Annotated in this window: 17 protein-coding genes and 1 tRNA gene; 5 read left to right on the forward strand and 13 right to left on the reverse strand. The window is 35.8% G+C overall.

Annotated elements, in window-relative coordinates; genetic code table 11:
• Positions 1-27: 27 nt before the first annotated feature.
• The 3 genes from GV828_RS05145 to GV828_RS05155 form a co-directional block, all read right to left on the reverse strand.
• Positions 28-1,674, reverse strand: a complete 1,647-nt coding sequence (locus GV828_RS05145; RefSeq protein WP_166536413.1) for an MFS transporter — start codon at positions 1,672-1,674, stop codon at positions 28-30.
• Between the two features lie 86 nt (positions 1,675-1,760).
• The gene (locus GV828_RS05150; protein ID WP_166536414.1) at positions 1,761-3,305 is read right to left on the reverse strand and encodes a peptide MFS transporter; all 1,545 of its coding nucleotides are present in this window, start codon (positions 3,303-3,305) and stop codon (positions 1,761-1,763) included.
• 2 nt (positions 3,306-3,307) lie between these two features.
• The gene (locus tag GV828_RS05155) at positions 3,308-5,476 is read right to left on the reverse strand and encodes a S9 family peptidase (RefSeq protein ID WP_166536415.1); all 2,169 of its coding nucleotides are present in this window, start codon (positions 5,474-5,476) and stop codon (positions 3,308-3,310) included.
• Between the two features lie 155 nt (positions 5,477-5,631).
• Between GV828_RS05155 and GV828_RS05160 the strand changes: the two genes are divergently transcribed.
• Together GV828_RS05160 and GV828_RS05165 are read left to right on the forward strand one after the other, a co-directional pair.
• Positions 5,632-6,957 (forward strand): hydroxymethylglutaryl-CoA reductase, degradative, encoded by a 1,326-nt coding sequence (locus GV828_RS05160; protein WP_166536416.1) that lies wholly within the window; start codon positions 5,632-5,634, stop codon positions 6,955-6,957.
• 3 nt (positions 6,958-6,960) lie between these two features.
• Positions 6,961-7,872, forward strand: coding sequence for a GYDIA family GHMP kinase (locus tag GV828_RS05165; RefSeq protein ID WP_166536417.1), 912 nt, complete (start codon positions 6,961-6,963; stop codon positions 7,870-7,872).
• 66 nt (positions 7,873-7,938) lie between these two features.
• On the opposite strand, the gene GV828_RS05170 is transcribed toward GV828_RS05165, so the two are convergent.
• From GV828_RS05170 to GV828_RS05195, 6 genes are all read right to left on the reverse strand, one after another.
• Complete coding sequence (locus tag GV828_RS05170; RefSeq protein ID WP_166536418.1) at positions 7,939-10,035, reverse strand: peptidylprolyl isomerase; 2,097 nt, start codon at positions 10,033-10,035, stop codon at positions 7,939-7,941.
• A gap of 136 nt (positions 10,036-10,171) precedes the next feature.
• Positions 10,172-10,366: a hypothetical protein gene (locus GV828_RS05175; protein WP_208103144.1), complete on the reverse strand. Its 195-nt coding sequence runs from the start codon at positions 10,364-10,366 to the stop codon at positions 10,172-10,174.
• 19 nt (positions 10,367-10,385) lie between these two features.
• Positions 10,386-10,931: an LPS export ABC transporter periplasmic protein LptC gene (gene lptC / locus GV828_RS05180; RefSeq protein ID WP_166536419.1), complete on the reverse strand. Its 546-nt coding sequence runs from the start codon at positions 10,929-10,931 to the stop codon at positions 10,386-10,388.
• A gap of 2 nt (positions 10,932-10,933) precedes the next feature.
• Positions 10,934-12,295: a hypothetical protein gene (locus GV828_RS05185; RefSeq protein ID WP_166536420.1), complete on the reverse strand. Its 1,362-nt coding sequence runs from the start codon at positions 12,293-12,295 to the stop codon at positions 10,934-10,936.
• Entirely contained in the window at positions 12,288-13,532 is a 1,245-nt protein-coding gene (locus GV828_RS05190) for a hypothetical protein (RefSeq protein WP_166536421.1), read from the reverse strand. Before GV828_RS05190 ends, GV828_RS05185 begins: the two co-directional genes overlap by 8 nt.
• Positions 13,525-14,259: a type III pantothenate kinase gene (locus tag GV828_RS05195; protein ID WP_166536422.1), complete on the reverse strand. Its 735-nt coding sequence runs from the start codon at positions 14,257-14,259 to the stop codon at positions 13,525-13,527. The genes GV828_RS05190 and GV828_RS05195 overlap by 8 nt, the downstream gene beginning before the upstream one ends.
• Before the next feature lie 121 nt (positions 14,260-14,380).
• Between GV828_RS05195 and GV828_RS05200 the strand changes: the two genes are divergently transcribed.
• The 3 genes from GV828_RS05200 to GV828_RS05210 all read left to right on the forward strand — a co-directional run bounded on the left by GV828_RS05200 (position 14,381) and on the right by GV828_RS05210 (position 16,628).
• Positions 14,381-14,453 (forward strand) — tRNA-Phe (locus GV828_RS05200).
• Between the two features lie 54 nt (positions 14,454-14,507).
• Positions 14,508-14,792 (forward strand): GIY-YIG nuclease family protein, encoded by a 285-nt coding sequence (locus tag GV828_RS05205; protein WP_166536423.1) that lies wholly within the window; start codon positions 14,508-14,510, stop codon positions 14,790-14,792.
• A 264-nt stretch (positions 14,793-15,056) separates the two neighbouring features.
• Positions 15,057-16,628: an AsmA family protein gene (locus GV828_RS05210; RefSeq protein ID WP_166536424.1), complete on the forward strand. Its 1,572-nt coding sequence runs from the start codon at positions 15,057-15,059 to the stop codon at positions 16,626-16,628.
• A 54-nt stretch (positions 16,629-16,682) separates the two neighbouring features.
• Here the strand turns inward: GV828_RS05210 and GV828_RS05215 are convergent, their stop codons facing one another.
• Genes GV828_RS05215 through GV828_RS05230 form a run of 4 tightly spaced genes read right to left on the reverse strand, consistent with a single transcriptional unit; the run spans position 16,683 to position 25,328 of the window.
• A complete protein-coding gene (locus GV828_RS05215; RefSeq protein ID WP_166536425.1) occupies positions 16,683-19,586 on the reverse strand; it encodes an alpha-amylase family glycosyl hydrolase in 2,904 nt (967 codons plus the stop codon).
• Positions 19,587-19,639: 53 nt separating this feature from the next.
• Entirely contained in the window at positions 19,640-20,740 is a 1,101-nt protein-coding gene (locus GV828_RS05220) for a SusE domain-containing protein (protein ID WP_166536426.1), read from the reverse strand.
• 17 nt (positions 20,741-20,757) lie between these two features.
• Positions 20,758-22,347 (reverse strand): RagB/SusD family nutrient uptake outer membrane protein, encoded by a 1,590-nt coding sequence (locus GV828_RS05225; protein ID WP_166536427.1) that lies wholly within the window; start codon positions 22,345-22,347, stop codon positions 20,758-20,760.
• Positions 22,348-22,358: 11 nt separating this feature from the next.
• Positions 22,359-25,328, reverse strand: a complete 2,970-nt coding sequence (locus GV828_RS05230; RefSeq protein ID WP_166536428.1) for a SusC/RagA family TonB-linked outer membrane protein — start codon at positions 25,326-25,328, stop codon at positions 22,359-22,361.
• Positions 25,329-25,431: the final 103 nt, after the last annotated feature.

The raw sequence follows: 25,431 nt of genomic DNA on the forward strand, positions 1-25,431 counted from the left end.
ATATTAATTTTTTTTTAACTACTGAAATTAGAGCGCGGCAGACTTTTTCTCAAGCGGTCTTACCACAAATCTGTCGTAAATAATTAAGGACACAATTGACACTAATCCTACCGCACAAACGACAAACCAAATTTTGTTCGGTTGGTAATTTTCCCACAGCATATCAGTCATTTGCCAATGATTAAGGTTGAGTTTTTGTTCTGCTAACGCAAAATATTCGCTTTTTGAAAATGGCGTTTGAATGCCAGATACATCAATACCTTTTTGAGCTGCAACGGTTTTAAAATTTTCTCCGATTGTAGCGTAGTCAAGATTGGCGTCTTTCAAATGAAATTGTTTTTCAAAATCAGATATCGAAAGGTTTAAAGCTTTTGAACCTTGTTCAATAAATTCTTCTTTGCTTACCACTTCTGGCATTGCGATGTTTCTTTTGCCTAATTCTGTTTGAAGCAATGATAATTTATCCGACCATTTTTGGTACAAATCTCCTGCAATAAAACCTGTAAAAAAGTTTCCGGCAGCAACTGGTAAAAAATAAGTTCCTTGGTACAAACCTTCTTTTCCTTTTGGCGTAATCAAAGCAATAAATGACGAAAGTGTTGGACTCGACATCATTTCTCCAATGGCAAAAATCATGGTTCCAATAACGGTAAACCAAACATTGTGGGTAAAAAATGTAAGCGAAACTCCAATTGTGGCAATAATCGATCCTCGGATGATGGCGTTAATGTGTCGCATTTTGATGACAAAAAATGACACGGAAACTTGAAACAAAATAATCATCAATGCATCGATGTTGGTAAACCATTCAGGTTTCACTTGCCCGTCTTGTGTTAGTGTTTTGCCTAAAAACGGAAGATTTTGATTAATCCAATTACTTATTTGGGCAGAGTTTACCCAATCTTCAATAAAATTTGGCAAGGTGTAAAAAAGTTGGTTAAACATCGTCCAGAAACCAATCATTAAAATCAATAAGATGGTTAAACGTTTGTCTTTTAACGCTTCGACAATATTTAGAAGGGAAACTTTAATTTCCTTTAAAATTGGTTCCTTGTGTTTTTTTTCAACCTCTGGTTCTTTATAAAAAATTAAAACCATGAGCAAATTAATTCCAATAACGATGGCGGCTTGAATAAAAATAATTTTCCAGCCAAATTCAGTCCTTAAATAAGAAGAACACCAAGGTCCCACAAAACCACCAATGTTTACCATCATATAAAAAATTCCAAAACCCATTGTTCCGGTGGTTTCATCCGTATTTCTGGCTACAATAGCGGAAGCAACCGGTTTAAAAAACGCTGCTCCAATTGCCACCAAAAGAAAAATCATATACATGCTCCAATAAGTGTTGACTTCACCCATGAAATAATAACCCACAATCATGATGATGTAAGCAATGACAAGCGACAATTTGTAACCAATTCTATCGGCAATTACCCCAAAAAATATAGGGAGAAAATATAAAATAGCTGTAACGTTTGCCATAATATTTCCTTTTTGGATGTGGTTAAAACCTAATCCGCCTTCATCTGTGGAACCTACTAAATAAAGTCCGAATAAAGTAAAAATTCCGTACCAAGCCCAACGTTCCATGAGTTCCATGAAACTGGCTAACCAAAATGTTTTGTTGAAAGAATTAATGGTAGAAAAAATGGAGGTTTTTTTATCAGACATTTTTAATAATATGATTTTAATTTATCATAAAAAGCGACTCGGAAGTCGCTTTTTTATATGTTATTTTAGCAAGACAAATATAGAATTTAGTTATTCAATTCTTTGTCAACGCCATGCATTAATTTTTTGATAATTGGCGAAATTATAAGCAACAATACGCCAAACCCGATTCCGGTGTAAAATAAATATTCAAATAATTTCAGATAGCTCAATTTTGCCGTATTTAAATCTGGAGCTGTTCCGCTTGAAGTGTCTATTGAAGCAATGTTTGCCAATACCGACGCAATAAATTCTGAACTTGCGGTGGCCAAAAACCAAACTCCCATCATGAAACCAACGATTTTTGCCGGCGAAAGTTTTGTCACTGCGGATAAGCCAACTGGTGACAAACTTAATTCTCCACAAGTATGTAAGAAATAAGTTAGGATTAACCAAACAGCGGCAACTTTACCAGTATCAGAGACATTAATTCCTAACACTAATGAGCCAAATCCTAGTCCAACCAGCATTAAAGCAAGTGAAAATTTTACAGCAGTATTAGGATTATATTTTCCTAATTTCACCCATAACCAAGCAAAAACAGGCGCTAATAAAATAATGAATAAAGCATTAAAACTTAAAAATTGTCCGGCGGTTAATTCTACTCCAAAAATATTTCTGTCGAGAATTCTGTCGGCAAAAAGATTTAGAGATGTGTAGGCTTGTTCAAATAATGCCCAAAAAACTATCGTAAATACAATTAAAATTGTCAACGCCACCAATTGATCTCTTTCTTTGCCCGTTAATTGTGTGACAGCATAATACACGATGTATAAAAACGAAAATCCACCTGCAATTTTTAAGATCCAAGATACTGCTTCGTGACTTTGAACCATTTGCCAAAAAAAGATAGCGGACAAAGCACTTGCTACATAAATCAACCATTCATTTTTAATTCCAAAAGTAGTTTTGGCCAATAATTCTGGTACTTTCGACTCGCCTTTTCCTTTCAAAAATCTTTTCCCTGCGATGAAGGTAATCAATCCGAAAAACATTCCGATTCCTGCAGCTCCGAAACCGTAACTCCATCCGTATTTTTCTCCTAACCACGCACAAATAATAGTCGCTAAAAATGACCCAAGATTGATTCCCATGTAAAAAATAGTAAATCCTGAATCTCGCCTTTTGTCTCCAAATTCGTACAATTCTCCAACCAATGAGGAAATGTTTGCTTTTAAAAATCCAACACCAACAATGATTAATGACAACGAAAAGTAAAAAACTTGAAGCGCAAAATTATCCCTTATGATTTCTCCCGTCATGGATTGCGTAGCAGCATTTCCTTCATACGCCATTCCCAAATGCCCTAAAACCAGCATAATTCCACCGAAAATAATTGCTTTTCTAAAGCCCAAATATTTATCAGCAATAAATCCACCAATTACAGGAACGGCATAAACTAAAGCCGCGTAACTTCCGATGAGTAAATTTCCCGAAGCATCAGAAAAAAGATGGTACTTTGTGAGATAAAAAATCAATAAGGCTTTCATTCCGTAAAAAGAAAATCGTTCCCACATTTCGGTGAAAAATAGGATAAATAAACCTTTAGGATGTCCGAAAAAATTATCTTGTTCTATTGAAGTTGTATTCATTTCTATAAATTTTCTTTAATAAAGTTTGTCATTTTTGTGTAAAGTTGCAAACGGGTTTTTCCGCCGTAAATGCCGTGATTTTTGTCGGGATAAATGGCCCAATCAAATTGTTTATTGGCTTGCACCAAAGCTTCAATCATCAACATGGTATTTTGTACATGAACGTTGTCATCAGCAGTTCCGTGAATCAACAAATATTTTCCTTTCAATTTGTCAACGTGGTTTATAGGCGAATTTTCGTCATAACCTGAAGGATTTTCTTGTGGTGTTTGCAAAAATCTTTCGGTGTAAACCGAATCATAAAAGCGCCAATTCGTCACCGGAGCCACTGCAATTGCCATTTTAAAAACATCATTTCCTTTCAAAATACAGTTAGACGACATGAATCCGCCGTAACTCCAGCCCCAAATTCCAATTCGGGAAGCATCCACATAATTGTATTTTTGGAAAACTTTTGCCGCGTCAATTTGGTCTTCAACCTCTAATTTTCCTAAATCTTTATACGTCACTTTTTTAAAGTCGGATCCTTTAAAACCGGTTCCTCGTCCATCCACACAAGCCACAATATAACCTTCTTGCGCTAACATCATATACCACATATCGTTAATATCAAGCCATTGATTGGCCACTTCTTGCGAACCCGGACCTGAATATTGAAACATCAATACCGGATATTTTTTATTGGCATCAAAATTTTTCGGCTTAATCATCCAAGCGTTTAGTTGATGGCCTTTTTCAGTTTTTATTTCGAAAAATTCTTTTGCTGGCAAATTATAACTTTTCAATTTGTTCAGCAACGATTGATTATCTTGTATCGGTTGCACAACTTGCCCGGTTTGGCTATTGTTCAAAGTATAAACCGGCGGAACACTAGCGCTTGAATACGCATTGATGAAAAAATCAAAATTCGGACTAAAAGTTGCCGCGTTTGTTCCGGTTTTATCCGTTAGGCGCTTTTTATTTTTTCCGTTTAAATTGACGCTGTAAACATCTCGGTTAATCGAACCATTTTCAACCGATTGGTAATAAATCGTTTGGTTTTTTTCGTTGAAACCATAATAATGGGTCACTTCCCAATTGCCTTTGGTTACTTGATTTTTTAGCTTTCCGGATTTGTCATAATGGTAGATGTGGTTAAAACCGTCTTTTTCACTTGTCCAAATAAAACTATTGTCTTGTAAAAAAGTCAAATTATCGGTAATATCAATGTATGCTTTGTCTTTTTCATTCAAAATGACTTTGGGTTGCCCCGAATTGCCATCCACAAAAATCAAATCCAGATTATTTTGATGGCGATTGATGATTTGAGCACTTAAAACATTGGCATCATTGGTCCACTTAATCCTCGGAATATAAAAATCCTGATAGTTCAATTGAATTTTTTGGGTCGAATTATTTTTCAAATCGTAAATATGCAAGGACACTTCGGCATTTTTTTCGCCAGCTTTAGGATATTTAAAAACGTGTTGCGACGGATATAAATTTTTGCCATAAACATCCATGGAAAACTCTGGAACTTGAGTTTCATCAAATCTTATATAAGCAATTTTATCGCCCGAAGCATTCCAGTCAAAGGCACGAACAAAAGCAAATTCTTCTTCGTAAACCCAATCCGTGATTCCGTTAATAATGGCATTTTTCTTTCCATCACTTGTGATTGCGATGGATTTTTTATTAGCAATATCATACACAAATAAATTATTGTCTTTTGCGTAAGCAATCTTTTTTCCATCCGAAGAAAAAACCGGTTCTTGCACCTGGAAGTCGAAAAGTTTAGTCAGTTCTTTTGTTTTTAAATCATACAGAAAGTAGTCAGCTAAAAACGATCTTCTAAAAATAGGCGTGGAATTACAAGCCAGCAAAATTTTCGTTTCGTCTTTATTAAAGCTATAACTGTCAATCATCGGTAGATTTTGATGATTTTTAGTATCAATTAAAGTTGCGATTTTTTTAAGCGTGGCAAAGTCATACAACTCAATCTGCATGCTTCTTGAACTTCGGTCAAAATTCAAAACCGTGTAATGATTGGCATTCTTAAGTGACTGGAGTTCATCCATTCCTTGCGTTCTAAAAGCGCCACTCCAAATTTGTTCGAGGGAAATTTTTTGCTGTGCAACAGTTGAGATGCTCATCAATAAAAACATCAAAACTACTTTGCCGGAATTCTTCATATTTTATAGAGGTAAAAAAACTGTCAATTTTAGTGAAAAATTTACAATTAAACGTAATTTTTATTGTTAAATGCATAAACCAATAATTCTAAAATGAGTTTTGATGTGAAGCCATGGCGAAAAACGTATCTTTGCAGGATTAATTTCAATAAAAAATGAATAATTCTGTTTCCGGTTTTTCTAAATTTTCCAAAGCCGAAAAAATCAGCTGGATTGCCAATCAATATTTTTCTAATCCGGAACAAGCCGTTTCGTTGCTTACCAATTATTGGAATAAAGATGTAAAACTGCAACAACTTCACGACGATTTTATCGAAAATACGATTACCAACTTTTATTTGCCATTAGGAATTGCGCCAAATTTTTTAATTAACGAAAAATTTTACACTATTCCAATGGCTATCGAAGAAAGTTCAGTGGTTGCAGCAGCGGCAAATGCGGCAAAATTTTGGTCCACTCGTGGCGGATTCAAAACAACCATAATCGGTACCGAAAAAATTGGTCAGGTACATTTTATTTTTAAAGGCGAAAAAGAAAAACTGCAATCCTTTTTTGAAGAAAAAAAACACCACTTTTTTACCGAAACTGAAGCCATTACAAGAAATATGCAAAAGCGTGGCGGCGGCATTTTAAACCTCGAACTTCGGGATAAAACAGCTGAAATTGAAGGTTATTTTCAGCTTCATGCCACGTTTGAAACCAAAGATTCCATGGGGGCAAATTTCATCAATTCTTGTTTGGAACAATTTGCCAAAACCCTAAAATCCGAAGCATTTTCCTACAAATTATTTTCGGAAGAAGAAAAAAACATGACCGTGGTTATGAGCATTTTGTCGAATTACGTGCCAAACTGTTTAGTTCGTGCCGAAGTTTCTTGCCCGGTTGAAGAATTGGCTGACAAAACCATCGCAAATCCGCAGGAATTTGCCGAAAAATTTGTGACTGCGGTAAACATTGCTGAAGTGGAAACTTATCGTGCAGTAACCCACAATAAAGGCATCATGAACGGAATTGATGCTGTGGTTTTAGCTACAGGAAATGATTTTCGCGCCATCGAAGCCGGAATCCATGCTTATGCCGCAAAAGGTGGAAAATATTCGAGTCTTTCTCATGCCAAAATTGAAAATGGAATTTTTTCTTTTTGGATGGAAATTCCGCTGGCGTTGGGAACAGTTGGCGGATTGACAAGTTTGCATCCGTTGGTAAAATTTAATTTGCAAATGCTGGAAAATCCTTCAGCTAAAGAATTGATGCAAATTGTGGCAGCTGCTGGTTTGGCACAAAATTTTGCCGCTTTACGTTCGCTTACCACTAACGGAATTCAGGAAGGACATATGAAAATGCACCTTGGAAATATCATCAATCAGCTACAAGCGAATGAAACTGAACGCATCTTAATTTTGGATCATTTTCGAGAAAAAGCGGTAACTCATGCAGCGGTCGTAGAATATGTAGGTCATTTGAGAAAAGCAAAAATTTAGGCTTTGAAGCAAACTTTTTACAGCAACGGAAAACTTTTAATTTCCGGGGAATATTTGGTTCTCGACGGTGGAACAGCGTTTTCGCTTCCTACGAAATTTGGACAATCTTTAACCGTTAATCCTTCAACCGAAAATAGAATTTTCTGGAAAAGTTACGACCATGACGGAAGTATTTGGTTTGAAGATGCTTTTACTGTTGCTGATATTTTTTCAAATCAAAAAAAAGAAAATCCGGTTACGGACACTTTATTAAAAATTTTGCACGAAGCGCATTTGCTTAACGCAAAAATATTTGAGAAAAATAAAGGCTTTACAGTAGAAACCCAGTTAACTTTTCCACGAAATTGGGGTTTGGGAACTTCTTCCACTTTGATTAACAACATTGCTGCTTGGTTTAAAATTGATGCATTTGAATTGCTGCAAAAAAGCTTTGGTGGAAGCGGTTATGACATTGCCAATGCACAAAATAATTCGGCTATTTTTTATAAAATTGAGAACAAAAAGCCTGTGGTAAAAACGGTTGATTTTCGGCCGGATTTTACATCAAAAATATTTTTTGTTTATTTAAATCAAAAACAAAATAGTAAGCAAGCCATTGCCGCATACAAAAAAAATAACACACAAATTTCCGAAACCATATTGCAGGCAACAGCGGATATTGCAAAACAACTCGTTTCAGCAAAAGACAGCGTTACCTTTGCCAAATTACTTCAACAATATGATGAAATGATGTCCCCAATTTTAGAAACACCAACCATGCAACAACAATTATTTGGCGATTTCAAAGGCGTTGTAAAAAGTTTGGGGGCTTGGGGAGGAGATTTTGTTTTGGCCATTTCCGAAGAAAATCCAACGGAATATTTTAAGGGAAAAGGTTATACGACTGTCCTTCCTTACTCGGGAATTATCTTATAAAATTTCAACCAAAAAAAAAATCCCGATTCACGTAGAACCGGGATTTTTTATGAGATGAATTTAATTTTAGTAACCGAATTTTAATCTGTTGTCTTCAATATCAGCATTATCTTTAAGTGAAGGCAAGATTTTGTTCATCGATACATTTCCTTGACCTTGTAATTTTTGTTTTTGAGCTGACAAATCAGTTGCAGCAGGCGCTTTGGTTACAGCAGTAGTTTTTACCATAAAAACACCACTTCTTCCTTCGATTAATTGCGAAACTTTGTTTGGTGCTGTAGCAATAGCTGTAGCTACCACTTTTGGTTCGAAACCAACACCAGAAAGGTTTGGAACTGCAACGGTTACATCAGTCGCTGTTTGAACTGTCATTTTTGAAGCGGTTGCTACTTGCTCTAAAGTGCTTCCTTTCATGATGCTTTTAATTTTTTCAGCTTTTTTCTGGTTTTTCAAAATAGGCTCAATTGAAGGTCTTGCATCCGAAACAGGAAGTAATCCTTCTTCGTTTACTTTTTTCATTTTCACAATTAAGTTTCCACCCGGAACATTGAATTTTTTCACGTCTCCTGCAGCAGTTTCTTTGTCAAAAGCCCAACGAACTACCTGACGTTGGTTACTGAAACTTGCAAAATTATCATCAAAAGCTTTTACGTTAACCGCTGGTGCAACAGAAAGTCCCATTGCTTTTGCTGTAGCTGCAAAATCTTTTTCAGCCGCTTCCATTTCAAACTTGGTAGCTTTTGTAAAAATATCGTCACTAGTTTTTTCAGATGGTTCAATTCTCAAAGCAACAGTTGCCAATCGAATCGCATCTTGCTTATCGATTACTTTAATGACGTGGTAACCAAATTCAGTTTCCACAACACCTAACGAACCAATTGGTTTATTGAACACGAAGCTATCAAAAGCCGGAACCATTTGTCCAGGAACGATGTTGTCATATTCTCCACCATTTTGAGCAGAACCTGGATCATCAGAATTTGCGGCAGCTAAACCTCCAAAAGCAGCAGGATTTGCTTGAACTTGTGCCAATAAATCGTTTGCTTTTGCTTGCGCTTCTTCTTTAGTTCTGGTAATGGCAGGGTTTGGTGCTTTTCCACCAGCATAAGCAACTAAAATATGAGCCGCTTTTGCGCTTGCTCCAGCTCTTTTTCCCATAGATTTACTCACAGCATAATAACCATTGTAAACATAAGGGCCAAAAGTTTGTCCGGTTTGTAAGTTGTATAGATTGTCAGCATATTGAGCTGGAAGTTTTGATTTGGTGATATAAGTAGAATCATACTTAATATCTGAATTTGCATTTACAAATTCTACTACATTCGATGTTGAGTTAAAACCTGCAACCGTATCATTTTTACCTGTTGTTTCATTGAATACCACTCTTTGGTTCATCAAATCTGTTAAGGTTTTTTTCACTTCGTTTTCATCTTCTGTTGACGGTTTGTCTTCGATCAAAACGTATTCTAAACTTCTTGACTCTTCAGCTTTATATCTTTTTTCGTTTTTTCTCATGTAAGCTACGATTTCATCATCAGAAACCGGAACTTCGCTATCTTTAATATTAGAGAAAGCGTAAGCCACGTAGTTGAATGAAACTTTTTCAGTTTCTAAACGGTGTTGTAATTTTGCTTCAGCATCAGTAGTGTAAAAACCAGAACGGATTAGAGTGCTGTAAATTTGAGATTTTGCACTTAATTCTGCTTGTTTTTCCATTTCAACTAATTGAGCCGCCATTTGCGGATCTGCTTGAAAAAAAGCTTTGAATTTGTCAGCATCAAATTGTCCTGCAGCATTTTGAAACTGTGGATTTTGACCAATTTGAGGATTTTGTTTCAGCATTTCTAAAATTTGATTTTCACCCACTTGAATGCCTAATTTTTCAAATTGCTCGTTTAAGAGAGCTACAGAAACTAATTGATCCCAAACACTACTTACAGCTTGAGTGTTCGACATGCCTTGTTGGCTTCTTTCTGCCGCATCAACTTTTGTTCTAAAATCTTCAAACGAAATATCTTCGCCATTAATGGTTCCTACATATTTAGGAGTGCTTTGAAAACCGCCTCCTTGAATAAGGTCTCCAATCACAAATGCTAATAAACAAAAACCAATCACCACAATAAGGAGAAGCGATCTTTGTCGGATTTTCGATAAAACTGCCATTTTATAATGTTACTTTTTAAATTCAGAGGGCGAAAATACAATTATCTACTTAATAATAAAAGCAGTAAAGTTATATTTTGCTGTAAAGTGAATTTTTTTTGATTGTACTTGCGAAAATATTATAAATTATTTCTGGTTAGAAGGATTGTTTTTTTTTATGCTGGTCAAACTTTTTGGCATAACTTCTTCTGAAGAAAAACATGAACAATGCCAATGCTGCAAAGAAAAAACTCAACCAAGGTGTACGTTCTTGGCTATTTAAATTCGTAAAACCGTCAACCGCAAAAAGTATTGCTGCTAACAAATAAAAGTAAGGGATGTATTTGTACATTTTTATTAAATTATTTTTTTTAAAAATCGTCTGCTTGGCCTTCCCCGAAGAAAGTTTGACCACTAATGTCTTTTAAGTCGCGACTGGCATCAAATCCTTTGGTGTAAAAAATATTGCCTTCGCCAAGCGTGAGTTTGCATTTTTTTTCGGTAAAAAACCATTCTCGTTTTTGGTCGTAATATAACTGCGTAGTTTCAAGCATTTTACCATCTTCCGAAGTTACTTTTACATTGCCTTGCAAATCTATAATATTGGTTCCTTTGAAAGAAATTGCATAATCTGAACGCACAAAAGTTCGTTTTTGAGCCGCATCGTAAATGGTAACATCCACGCCTTTTGGAAATTCTTGGTAAGGAAAAGCCACGTTGCCAAAATCGAGCATTTTTGGACTTTTTAAAATGGCGGTAATCCTTCCAGAATCGGTGTATTTTAAGTTAACCGAATCAGCTTCTCCCATTGGAGCAAAAGCGGCTCGATTAATTTTCTGAACTTCTTTAATATTGTTTTGGCAAGAAGTAAAAATTAAAACGAAAATTCCGATTAATATGTAGGAAATATATTTCATTTTTATTTTGGAATGGTCACAGCTTGGTTAATCCAGCAGGAAAAAGTGACAACCTCGCCCGCTTTTTTTCCAGATTTTTTTAAATCCTCTTTGGAAGGTGCTTTACGCAAATAATCTTCGGCTAAATCGTTTGCCGTTTTTTCAAAACTCGGTTGCACTTGCCCTGCTTTTTTTGCGGTTTCGGCTGCTAACCAATAAATGGCTTGTTGATCAAATGTTGAATTGCCGCACATTTTGCCACTATTGGCATATAATTGCGAAATTAAAATATAAGATTTTCCAAAATCTGGTTTAATTTCCAATGCTTTTAATGCCGAAATTCGGGCTTGTTCTTTGTGCTTTATTTGCTGAACGGTTGCCAACATATAATAAGATTCGGCTTTTTTTGAAAGATTTGTTTCAAGTTCGGCAGCTTCTTGAAAATATTTCATCGCTAATTCTTGCTCACGGTTTTTTCTGGCTTCAAATGCTAAAACGTTTGCCGTTGCCGCAGATGGTTTTTCAGCGTGCAATTTTTTGGTCAAATCAAAATAAAAAGCTGACGTACATTTTTTTTGTGATAACACCTCAAAACTGTTTTGCATCGTCAAAATCGCATCGGCACCTTTTATTTTTTCAGCATAAAAACTTTCTAATTGTTCGCAAGTAGCTAATTTTAAAAAACGCGCGTTGACATTTTCTTCCACCAAAATTAAATTGTCAAAAGAAGATTTTGCAGAATTTAATTGTTGAATTTCTTCTGGAGTTAGCTTTATGGTTTGTTTTTTGTTTTCCAAAGTTTCAACCGTTGGCCAATATTTTTGTTTTTCAGTTTTAATTTGAATGGAAATAGCATCCAACTTTTGCAAAACTTTGTTTAAATCTAAATTTTCGGCATTAGCATGAAATTGATTGACCAAAACTTTTGAATACAAATCAATCACAAAAGGCTGCTTAAACTGCGAAGGTTGCGAGGCAAACGCTTGATCGAGAAATTTAAAAATATCATTTTCAGAAGCGGCATTATTTTCGAAAAGAATAACTGACTTGGCAATTTTATTTCCATTTTGATTGTTGGGAAATTTTTTGTCATGTTCGTCAAAAAGCGTTGTCAAATCGGCAATCATTTTATCTTTTTCGGCAGAAGCATTGGCAGCTTCCACCATTTTTGATAAAATTTTTATTCCGGAAAGAAAATAATCTTCGTTGTTTTCTGAGCAATTTTTTATTGCCAACCAAGGTTGGTAAGTAGAACTGTCGAAATTGTTTTTCGTTGCCAATTCCGAAAAATCAGTCCATTTTTCTTTACAGGATTTTTCTTGCGCAATTGCACCGAATCCCATTAACAACAAAATCAATATCGTACAAATTCTCTGTTTAATCATATTTTCTCTTTTGGAACCATTTATCATTTAACGATAAACCGATGATTATATTGGCATAAGTTTCGCGAACCAAGTTATTTTTAATTGTTCCACGTTGTCCGTATTCAAACCCGATATTTAAATTAGATGCCATTCCTCCTAACGGTAATCCTACTCCAACGCTTCCGGAATAATCTTTTATGGACACATCAGAAATTATGAGTCCGGTTGTTTCATAGCGGAATCCTGCACGATAGGTTACTCTTTTTAAATAGCTGTCGTAAGAATTATATTTGGGTATAAAATAACCTCCTAAAACATATTTTTGAGAGTTTTCGTATGCTACATTTTGAATGTCGTTAAATCGGTTTCCAAAAGAACTGCTTTCTTGAAAAACAGCTTCGGCTCCTGCAAACCATTTGCCTTGCTCACCCATCCCTACTCCGAAAGAAAATTTTGACGGCATTTTAATTTCAGTATCGTCAACAGTAAGGTTTCTTTCTTCAATTGTAGTAATATTTCCATTACCAAAAATTGAAACGGTAGCTAAGTTGCGTTCATTTTCTGAAGTAATTGTTCCTTCCGGACTATAAGTGGCACTTGCTGCGAAATGGTATTTTTTTCCGATTTTTTTATCGAACATCAAACCAAAGTTCGCATTAAAACCTGTAAGATTTGAATTACTGATTTCTCGAGTTCCATATTGAACACCGCTGTTTTGGATGACGTTTGTTGTTTCAACATCACCAAAGTTATAGTTACCTTCAACACCAAAGCTTAAATAATTTGTGATTTTATAAGAAGCTCCTAAGAAAACGCGATTTAACCCACCTTTTCCAGAATATTGCCTAGATGGCAAACCTTCGCCCGTGCTTTGAACTCTATAACCTACTGATGAATAGGGAATAATCCCGAAACCAAATCCCATTTTCCCAACCGGAAATGCCAATGCTAAATAATCAAGCGTGGTTCTTTGTGCATCTGCACTACCGGAGTTTGAATGAAGATTGTTATAATTTTGAGTTCCCGCAACGGCAAAATTAGTGAGTTTCAAGAACGAATATCCTGCAGGATTTTGCAAATTCATGTGAATACTATCTGCGGCAATGGAAAGAGTTCCCATGGCTCGATTTTCGGCAGTTCCTTTAAAACGAACATCGCCAAGACCATAGTAAGAATAAGGAGACGAAGTACCTTCTTGGGCAAAAATAGCCATTGAAAAAAGCAAACCGAAGCTTACTAAGATATTTTTAATCATTTTTGATTTTGTATTGAAATAAAACGTTCAGGCTTTCCAAAAGGAAATTTGAATTGGCAAATATGGTATTTTTTAATCGTTTAGCCAAAAATTCCGCATCGCCACCCGTTAAAATTATGGTAAAGTTTGAAAAACCAGTTTGATAGCGATTGATAAAACCTTCAATCTCACCAATCACACCGAAAATCACACCGGAATGCATAGATTCTGCAGTAGTTTTACCAATAAAATTCTCTGGGTTTTGAGTTTCTAAAAGTGGTAATTTCGCAGTATAATCGTTCATGGATTTATAGCGAAGTTTGATTCCTGGAGAAATTGCACCTCCGAGATATTGGTTTTGATTATTGACAAAATCATAGGTAATGCAAGTTCCAGCGTCAATTATCAATCGATTTTGATTCCGGAATAAAAGTGTAGCTCCAGATGCCAAAACCAATCGATCGATACCTAAAGTTTGTGGTGTGTGATACAAATTTTGAAATGGAAATTGAAAATCGCGGGATACTATCACAATTTCCACCTTTTTAGAAAGGGGTTTTAAATCGTGTTCATCCAGTTTTCCTACCGATGCAATGATTAAATGTTTAATTTTTGGAAATTTTTTTAAAATATTTTGTGTCTGGTCCAAAAAAATTTCAACCTTAAATATATAGGTTTCTAAAATCACATTCTCCTCAAAAACAGCAGCTTTCACTCTTGTATTTCCCACATCAATAGCTAAAAGCATATCATCAATTTTGTTTCGGCGAAGGTACGAATAGATTTTTTTTAATTTTTATTTTGGATAAATTAAAAATCGTTCTATATTTGCACCCGCAATCAACAAGCAGTAATGCTCAAAATTGTACGGTACCTTAGCTCAGATGGTAGAGCAATGGACTGAAAATCCATGTGTCCCTGGTTCGATCCCTGGAGGTACCACTTAAACCCACTAAGAAATTAGTGGGTTTTTTGTTTTTATAAAATTCATTTTATATGCCTCATTACTTTTACATCCTATTTTCTGAAAAAGCGAATAAATATTACATTGGGGAAACACACAATGTTGAAGAACGTGTCAAAAAACACAATGAACATTTCTACAAAAATTCTTATTCAAAAATTAGTAATGATTGGAAATTGACATTGACTTTTGAATGCGTTAATAGAAATGAAGCCATTTTTTTAGAAAATTTTTTTAAACGAATGAAAAGCAAAAAATTTATTGAAAAAGTGATTCAAAACCCACTTATAATTCCAGACCTTCTCACTAAGAAATAGTGTCTCTGGTTCTCCCGAAACATCGGGACTGGAGGTACCACTTAAACCCACTAAGAAATTAGTGGGTTTTTTGTTTTTAAAATCTCCCGTAAATTATTCTGAATTTTCTGCGTGAAAAAAGCATTTCTGACTTTTGCGCACGCAAAAAATAGCTTCTTCTCCCACGCTATACTTTCAAAAAAAATCTTCTTAAAAAAATGATAATTAAATTGTTGTCTGGATTTTTACTGCAATTTTCTGTTTATATTTAATAGAAAAAAAGCAATGGCAATTTGGAAAAAAATACTGATTGGTGTAGGAATTTTAGTGGTTTTGGTGGCGGTTGTCAATATTGGACTTAATTTTTGGATTAAAGAAAAACTGCCACAACTCATTAACGAAAAAAATGATTCGCCTTATCAAATTACCTACAAAAATATCGATGTGTCAATTTGGGGTGGTGATGCTTTGGTATCAGAAATTGTTTTGGTGCCAAAAAATTCTTTGAACAAAACCGAAGTAAAATCGGGGATTTATGCCACTATTGAATCGATAAATGTGGAAGGAATTAAAGCTTGGAAGATTATTTTTAGCGAAAAAATTCAGGCGAAAAAATTGACGATTAACAGACCTGATATTATTTTATACAAAGAAAATGACAAGGCTTTAAACGATTCGAAAAGTATTAAAAATCGTGTGGTTGAACCTTTCCGAAATACAATTTCTGTAAGAGATATTGCTTTAAATAACAGCAGTTTAAAAATTATTTCTACTAAAAACAATAAGGCTTCACTAATTGTCCATAACTTATCAATGGCGATTGACCAGTTAGTTTTAGATGAAGAAACGCTTTCGGAAAAAATTCCTTTTCAATATAGCGATTTTATTGTGAACTGCGACAGTATTTATTTTCGTGCCAGCGAATTTTACCACATCACGGCAAATCAAATTGCAGTTGATAAAAATGATTTAAAACTTGCAGCTTTTCGGTTGATTCCGCAATATGATCGCCCGGAATTTACACGACGAATGCCGAAAGAGAAAGATATTTTTACGATTAATGCGGACGAAATTAGGATTAATAATATGGACTGGGGATTTAAAAATGATGATTTTTATTTTAATTCGTCCAATATATTTCTGGATCGTGTATTTGCGAATATTTACCGCCCGAAAATGCCGCCTGACGATCTTTCGAAAAAGCCACTTTACAATAAATTGCTTCGTGAAATTCCCTTTGGATTGCATGTTGATACGCTTGCAGTTCGCGAATCAACTTTAGAATACGAAGAGGAAAAAACTTTTGAACGAGGAGCTGGGTTACTTTCGTTTAATCAATTTAATTTGTTTGCAACCGAAGTAAACAGCGGTTTCGGGAAGACAAAATTACCGGATTTAGTGATTAATGTAAATTGTAACTTTATGAACGTTTCACCGATGAAGGTAAAATGGAAACTGAATGTTTTGGACAAAACTGACGGATTTAATATTAATGGTAGTATTTTAAATTTTCCGGCCAAAAGACTAAAACCGTTTACCAAACCTTATCTGAATGCCGAAGTTGAAGGAATGCTGAACGAAGTTTATTTTAATTTTACCGGGAATGACATGCGTTCAAGTGGTGATTTTGCCTTGAGATATAAGGATTTAAAACTTACCGTATATCGCAAAAATAAGTCACAAAAGAAAAATAAATTACTTTCTTTTGTGGGTAATTTGCTGGTAAAAAATGATTCTGACGAAGAGATTGTAGAAGCAACAGTTGATAATTTGGAACGCATTCCTGAAAAATCTTTTTATAATTTCTTTTGGCGAAATATTGGCGAAGGCTTAAAGGAAACACTTTTGAAGATATAAAAAAGCCTTCTCGAAAGAAGAGAAGGCTTTTCTTTCTTAAACTAACCCAAACAATTATTGCTTCATCAATTTTAAAGTTGATTCGGCATTATTTTCTGTTTTTACTTTTACAATGTACATTCCTGGGTTTAAACTTTCGATGTTGAATTGATGATTTGCATCAAAATTTCCAGCGAAATCTTTCACCAATTGTCCGGTGATTGAATATACCGAAACGTGAGTCGCATTGCTATTTAAATTAAAAATTCCTTTTGAAGGATTTGGATACAAAGTAATTTTTTCAATTTCAAAAGTTGGATTTGAAAGATTTGGTGCTTTGTTCCCAAACACGCGATAGCCGTCTGCTTCAATGGTAATATTTTGGTTAACGTTTGTTACTTGGAAAGAATCTCCTGTGATCATGTTGTACCAAGTTCCTGTGTAAGGAAAACCTCCTGGTGTAAATGCTGTATTATTAGTAGAATTAGTTAAAACAATTACATAAGACAAATCTGTAGTAGGTGTTAAACTAGTTCTTACATCAAGTCTGGGTTTTCCTTGTGTTCCAAAATTCCAGAAATGCTGACCGTTTTCAAAAAGCGGTTCATTGATTCTTAGTTTAATCATTTTGGCCCATTCGTCGTAAATTTTTCTTCTAGCGGTATCTCCCAACCAATTTTCAGTCCATTGCGGTTGGGGTTTTGTATCTAATTTACAATCTCCACTAATTGCATCGTTAGGTGTATTTACGGTTCCATTGTTACAAGTAAAAATTGAATCGTCAAAACCTAATGAACCAAAGTGATACACCATTTTAGGACCTGGAACTAACAAATGAAGCGCTCCTAAAGCTGGCATTCTTGCTAAAGCCTTGGTTAAATTTCCTTGTGTTTGTCCGGCTTCGGTTAGGGCTTTATACATTACTCTTTCCTCGTCGTGGCTTTCAGCATAACCAATGAAACGTTCTGTTGCGTCTGCTACTCGAGTTAAGTTAGTACCATTTCCTTTCAAGAAATTGGCATATTCGTCAGTCATTTTTCGCCATTGCATGATTCCTTTGGAAATTCCGTCAGCGTCACCGGTTTTACGATAGTTTGCCCATTCTACTTCTTCATCGTAAGAACCACCAGTTCCTAAATGTTCGAAAATTACATAGAAATTAGGATCGATTGCCCATTGTAAATCTGCATAATATTTCAGTTTTGCAACGCGATCTGCTTGATAAGCATTTGTACAAGCATCTTGCGCAGAACCGCTTCCGGTATAAGGACAATTTTGTGTAAAACCTTTGGTTAAATCCCATCGGAAACCATCAATTTTAAAATCATTCATCCAGCGTTGGATCGTTCTTTGCACATAATATACTGTCAAATTTTCTGGCTCACGGTAATGGTTCAAGTCACGACCCACGTTGTAAGAGTGCATAGCGTTAGCATTACAATAAGGATTTTCCGAGGTGATTCCGTCAGCCCATCCATCATTATTTGTATCGGTCATCCACATTCTTTCTAGAGGCGAACGTCCATAAACATGGTTTAAAGCGATATCTAAAATTACAGCGATACCATTTTGATGACACAAATCAATAAATTCTTTTAATTTGGCTTCAGACCCGTAACGTTTGTCTAATGCCATGTGGAAAGCTGTATTGTAACCCCAAGATTCATTCCCTTCAAATTCCATTACCGGCATTAATTGGATGGCATTGATATTTAAATTTTTGAAATAATCAATTTTGTTAATCAAATCTTGGTAAGTTCTTGAAGCGTCAAAATCGCGAACTAAAACTTCGTATATTACCAAATCTTTTTTATTTGGTTTCACAAAATTAGTGGTAGCACTACTCCAATTGTACTGATAATAAGCATTTGGACCCGTTTGCAATACTGAAACTTCGCGTTCTTGACCTGCAGGAAATGCAGGAAGACTTGGGTAAACTCCCAAAGAAGCAATTTCTGGATCGTCAAACTGACTTAAAACTAAGGTAGAAAAAGGATCTGCTGTTTTTACCAAAGCTGGTGAATTAGCCGGACGATTAGTTTGATCTCCTACCCAATATTGGTAAGAATATGAAGTTCCTGAGACTAAACCTGTTAATTCTAACCAAAATTTTCCAGATGCAGGATCTTTTTTCATCAAGTGATTTGTTGATGGCGCGTATCCGTTGAAAGTTCCCGCTACGTAAACAAAATCTTTGAATGGAGCGTTTAGAACTAAAGTTGCTCTAGTAGGGTCTGATGGATTGTAGTTGACACCATCTTGTAATCCAGCAGGCATTGCTTCGGCAATGGCACCACCGTTTACGACTACTGCAAAATTTCTGGTGATGGTTGTTGTACCTTGTGTTACTTCTAAAACATAATTTTGGTTGGATGTAATTCCGGTGTGGTTGTACGAAAAACTAGCAGCAGAAGGCACTGTGTTAATTGTTGTTCCATTTGCTTTTAAAACGTAAGCGGCATTACCACCAGTGTTTGTAGCAGTAACAGTTAAGTTTCCCCCTGAAGGGATAATGGTAGTAGAATTTTGCGCAGGGGCGGTTAAATTCACCTGGAAAGTTCCAACGTTCACTAAAATATCTTGCGATTTTTTATCTCCGGTTCCATTTTTGGCTTTAACCAAGAAACCTATTCGTCCGATATTTGTGCGGGCAAAAAATGTTGTTGGGACAAATGTAATACTGTAAGTATCAGTTCCAGCATTGTAAGTCAATCGATTGGCTTCGTTAGAGCTTGTCCAAGTTCCGTTAGTAGGACAATCTTGATTGTTTAAATAATTTTGGTCAAAAGACCAAGCCCAAAGATATAAAGCGTTCCCGGTAACAGCCCAAGCGGATTCGTTTATGCTGCTTCCGTTAACTGTGATTGTAATCGATTGATTTTCTTCAAAAGTTGCCGGCGAAACGTTATAAGTAACGGTTTGCTGTTGCGCAAACGCAAAAGAAGAAATTAAAAGAAATAAAAGTGTAATTTTTTTCATTTGAAATAAAGTTAAAAAAGGGCTGAATTTTGGTTCAGCCCTTTAAGTTAATTTTATAATCCGGTTACAGTAGCTGTTCCATCGAAATCTATACTTAAAGTAATAGTATAAGAACCTGCTGTGATTGGGAAATTTGGCGCACCTGTATCATAGGCAAATTTTTCGGCAGAATTACCCACTGCAAATTTCCAGTCTTCGCTGTAAATTGCTTGTCCCACATTTTTCGATCGCATCTTTAATTCACCGTTAGCTAAAGTTCCAGTAAAGGTGTATAAATTTGTTGCAAAATCGTAAGTCATTGGAGTTTCATCTCCCCAACCTGCTGGTGTTGCATCTCCGATTACACCCCAATTCATTTTAACAGCTTTGTAAGTTAGTGCATCAATGTCTACTCTTACATAATAAAGTCCCGGACCGTCAACGTCAGCAACTTTAAGGTCGCTAGAACCACCGCTATTTTCTAAAACACCGTCTTGAGCTCCTCCGATAGTACCGTAATTACCATTGTCCCAAGTTCCTTGTTCTCCAATAAATTTAAATCCTTGACCAGTATTTACTTTAACGTAAGCTTCAAAAACTTTTGTAGTTCCATTACCTACGTATCTCATTGGGATAGCAGTTGTATTATCCCATTCTCCTAAACCGTATGACCCCTGAATGGCACCAACCATAAATAATTCGGGGTCTAAAGCCACGTATGGTGTTACAGAAATTGTCATCACGTTGCTGTACATTGGTTCGAATGTCCCATTTACACTTGCTTTTACACGAACATCAAAAGTTCCTTCTTCGAAAGCCATACCTCCAACAGAACTTACTGCGTTATTAAGTGTTTCAACTGAAACAGAGAGTTGAGAACCGCCAACAGTTGAACCCAATGATGCAGGATTGTCGAAATCGTGACCGGTAGAGTCTATTTCTACTTCATAAGTAATGGCTACATCCTGATCAAAATTTGCTGCTGACCAGACAAATCTTTCCGCTTGCATTGTAGCATTTTCTACTGTTAGTACATAAGAATTTCCGTTTTCTGGTGCTAATAAAACGGGAGCATCAACAGGCATGATTACCGGTCTATCTTCTACATCATCTGATGAACACGCTACGGCAAATACCGTAAAAAGTGCAATAATTGATTTAGTTATATTTTTCATTTTCATTTTTATTAATATTAATAACCTGTATTTTGTTGTAAAGTTGGATTAGAAGTTCTGGCTCTATCCGGAATTGGGAATACTTTTAAATGATCAGCGATTGGAGCGCCGTTCACAGCGTTTCCTTTAAATTGCCACAAATAAGAACCTCCCGTAAATTTTCCGAAACGGATTAAATCCTGACGACGGTGACATTCCCAAGAAAGTTCACGAGATCTTTCGTCTAAAACAAAATCAGGATTTAATTGAGCTTGGGAAATTGTTGGCGCGTTAGCACGCATACGAAGTTCATTAATGTAGGTTACAGCCTGACCAAGAGAACCTTGACCTTTTGTAGCCAATTCTGCATACATTAAATATGCGTCAGCTAAACGAAACATTGGAAAATCTGTATCTACGTAGTTTCCGGTTGGATCGTTAAATGGTTGGCCATCAGAACGAAGATTTGTCCATTTTGTAAAACCATAACCTTGTGTTTCATCTGCGATTGACGCGATGTCCAAAGTTTGTCCTAGGGTATGAAACATGGCACGATCGTCATTGGTTGTAAATTTGTTCACAAATTCTCTTCGAACTCTTAATCCTTTCCATCCTCCATTTACTCCAAAATCACTTGCATTCATACTACTCAAGATAGATGCGTGAACTAAATAATTAGTGACTCCACTTGTAGTATAAAGACCGTCGAAACGGATAGGGAAAATAAATTCGTTTTGTGCTCCATTAGTGTCATTATCTGCCATGAACAAATAGCTATAAGGAACATCTGCAATGGTATAAGTTGAGTTCAAAACGTCAGCCAAAGCTTGGGAAGCCTCAATATTTTTATTTTGGTTAATGTAAACTGGAGCGTTAAGGTAAAGTTTTGCCAATAACATTCTGGCTGCCACTTTATCCACACGTCCATACTCGTTTTGCTGAGAAGCTTTTAAGTCGGCATCTATAGCTTGTAACTCTTCTACCAAAAAGTTGAAAACTTCTTCTCTGCTTCGTTGTTGTGGATAATAAAATCCTACCGGATCATTTTCAGTTAGAATAGGCACATTCCCGAACATATCCATAGCATGCCACAATGAAAGTGCTCTCAAAAATCTTGCTTCTGCACGGTAAGAAGTCATATCGGCTGCAATTTCTGGTGCAACCGGACGGCTTGCTACTAAATCAGGTGTTGATTGTCTCAAAAATTCATTTGCCAAACTAATTTGGTACAATGATCTTGAAAACATTACATAGATAAATTCGTTGTTTCCTGACCAGGTGTGGTTGTTCATTGATGGTAAATTTCCGTCAGCCCAAGCAATAATAGCTTCGTCTGTTGGTAATTGTTGCATGGTGAAATAGGATCTCATGTAAACACTGAAATCATTTCGGATTCCTCCAATATCTTCCCCACCATCTCCTTCTCCAGTTCCAGCTCTTGCTAGACCTGCATATAATTTTGCCAAAAACATGCGATATGCTTGTGGATCTTGGTAATATTTTTCGGATGTAAACTCGTCATCGTCTTCCGGCAACACGTTTAAATCATCCGTACAGGAAATTACAACTGTCATTAACATGAGCAGTAGAATCACTTTTTTTCCTAATAAATCGATTGTTTTTTTCATTTTCATTTTTTTTAGAAGTCGAAATTCACACCTAACATGAACATTCTTGCTCTTGGATAAACAGCTTTATCAATTCCTCCGTTTTGAACTTCAGGGTCAATACCATCGTAATCAGTAATTGTAAATACGTTTTGTACCGCTCCGTAGATTCTAAGTCTTGATTTTTCATTTCTTACAGGGTCGTTAATGGTATAACCTAACGTAATATTATCCATTTTAAACCATGATGCATTTTGCACATAATAATCTGAATAATAATTATTCCCTTCCGCTAAAAAGCCTGTGTTAAAAAAATCTCTTCCAAGGTTACTGATCACATCTGGGTAACGAACCCCTGAAAGTAAGTAACTGTTTGTAGAAGTGATATTGTTATACGCATAATTTCCTAAACTCGCACGCATTGCGAAAGACAAATCCCAATTTTTGTAATATAAATTGTTCATGAAACCAAAAGTATAATCTGCATTTGGTTTTTTATATCTGTACAAATCATCAGCATTTATTATACCATCTTGATTTCTATCTACATAAACACCTTCAACCGGACGACCTGCTTCATCATAAACTTGTTCATACACTAAAAATGCGTTTGGCGCAAAACCTTCTGTGTGAACTTGAATTCTGTTACCTCCACCACCGTCAATGTCTCCGGTGGGAACCGATTCGCCATTGGCTAATTCTTCTACTCTTCTTTTGTTGTAAAACATATTGAAGTTGGCATTCCATGTAAAATCTTCTGATTTAAAAATATCGTATGCAACGCTAAATTCAAGTCCTTGAGTTGTAAAACTACCTAAGTTGGTAAACCCTTCGTTACTTAAGTTAGCTCCATCAGGATAACCTACGAAAGCCAATAAATCACCTGATTCTTTGTAAAAATAATCAACAGCTCCTGTTAACCTATCATTGAAAAATCCGAAATCAATACCCGCATTATACGTCACGGTTTCTTCCCATTTTAATCCAGTATTGTATCCTAGCGGACGACCGAATGATACAAAAGAATCTCCAAATTGGTACTGTGCTTGTGGACTTGTAGAGGTAGAATATCTTGGAATGAAAGCCATTCTTGCCGAAATATCTTGTTGACCCGTAATACCATATCCTAATCGTAGTTTCAAGTCCGAAAGATTTTTAAAGTCTGCCATAAAAGCTTCTTCAGAAATTTTCCAAGCAAATGCCGCTCCATAGAAATCTCCTCCACGGATTGACGGTGAGAAACGAGATGTATTGTCTCTTCTGTAATTAAAAGTTAGCAAATACTTATCATCAAAACCTAAATTCAAACGCCCAAAATAGGATTGAAGGTTGACATCTGCTTCTGTATTAATGTCTGGTGTTGCAATTGGATCCCACGTTGGACTCAATACGTTTCCACTATTATATTGTTCTGCTTCGAAATGTTGGTAAGAATATCCCGCAGTCGCTTCGATATTAATTTTACCAATCTCCTTATTATATACTAAATAAGCATCTAACAATTTGTTTTGACGATCATCCCAGAAATAATTGTCAGCTCCGTAATTTACATAATTCCCAGCACTGATATTTCCTGATTGCGCTCCGGCAGGACTAAATGGTGCCAAAATATTATTTCCGCTACCATCTTGTTTGTCTAATCCTAAATTTACAACCGCTCTCAAATCTTCGAAGAAATGCAATTTATAATCTAATTGTACATTTCCGTAAATTCTTCTGTTATTGGTAATATTTCTTCTTTGCTCCAACAAAGAAACCGGGTTGAATTGTGCTCCAACTGCCACACGATCTCCATCTGGCTCAAACCACTCGAAATATCCTCCTAAAATTGAAGTTGGGTCGTAAACTGATTGTGTTGGGTCAAATCTAATAGCGTTTCCGATAGCTCCTTCATCTGCAAAACGGTTATTTTGCCAAGAAATATTTGCGTTCACGCTAATTTTTAAATGGTTGTCAAAAAGTGAAGGATTTAACGCCAAGGAAGCTGTCGTTCTTTCAAACTTTCCTGTTTTCAACAATCCCGGAACTTCTGTAAAACCTACTGATAATCTTGAAGGAATGGCATTGAACAAATTACCTCTAACACTTAAATTGTTATCAACCGAAAATGAATTAGCGAAGATTTCATCCTGCCAATCTGTATTTGCAGTTCCTAACAAACCAATTTGAGTTGGTGTTCCGTATTGATTTACAACACTTCTAAATTCATCTGCAGACAAAACATCCACTTTTCGATCTAAAGTATTTAACGTAGTTAATGAATTAAAGGACACTTGTAATCCACCACGTCCACCTTTTTTAGTTGTAATAATGATTACTCCATTTGACGCTCTCGAACCATAAATTGCCGTTGCAGAAGCATCTTTCAAGATTGAAAAAGACTCGATATCATTTGGATTAATCGAAGCTAAAATACTCGTTGAACCTCCAGAATTTGCATTATCTATAGGCAAACCGTCGATTACAATTAAAGGATCATTACTTGCACTTAACGAAGAACCTCCACGAATTCTGATTGTTGAACCAGATCCTGGAGCCCCACCGGTATTAATTGAAAGTCCCGCAACTCTACCGTTTAAAAGATTTTCAGCCGTTACATTGTTTCCTCGGTTAAATTTTTCCGAAGTCACCACTTCTACCGAACCTGTCGCATCTTTTTTACGAACAGTACCATACCCAATCACGACCACCTCTTCTAATTGAGAGGCATCTTCGCTCATGCTAACAGCTAAAGTTGATTGTCCACTATAATTAACAGTGGCATTTTGGTATCCCAAAAATGAGAATACGATGACGTCTCCGGGTTTTACACCCGAAAGTGAGAAATTTCCGTCAAAATCTGTGGTTGAACCACTGGTTCCACCTTGAATCGTAATACTTACTCCCGGAAGCGAAAGCCCTGAATTTGAATCAGTTACAGTTCCTGTAACAGTACTTTGGGCCAACATGCTTAACGGAAACAGTACTAGTAAAAGCAACAACTTTTTAGAAATTGTTTTCATACATTTTGTTTAGGTTAAAAATTGAATGTGTTTACCTTAAATTTTTACTTCGGATGTTAAAATTATGTAAATAAATGAATCCACAAAAACGTTTTCGTGAATC

Source organism: Flavobacterium ichthyis, assembly GCF_009915155.1.
In the GTDB taxonomy this organism is placed as follows: domain Bacteria; phylum Bacteroidota; class Bacteroidia; order Flavobacteriales; family Flavobacteriaceae; genus Flavobacterium; species Flavobacterium ichthyis.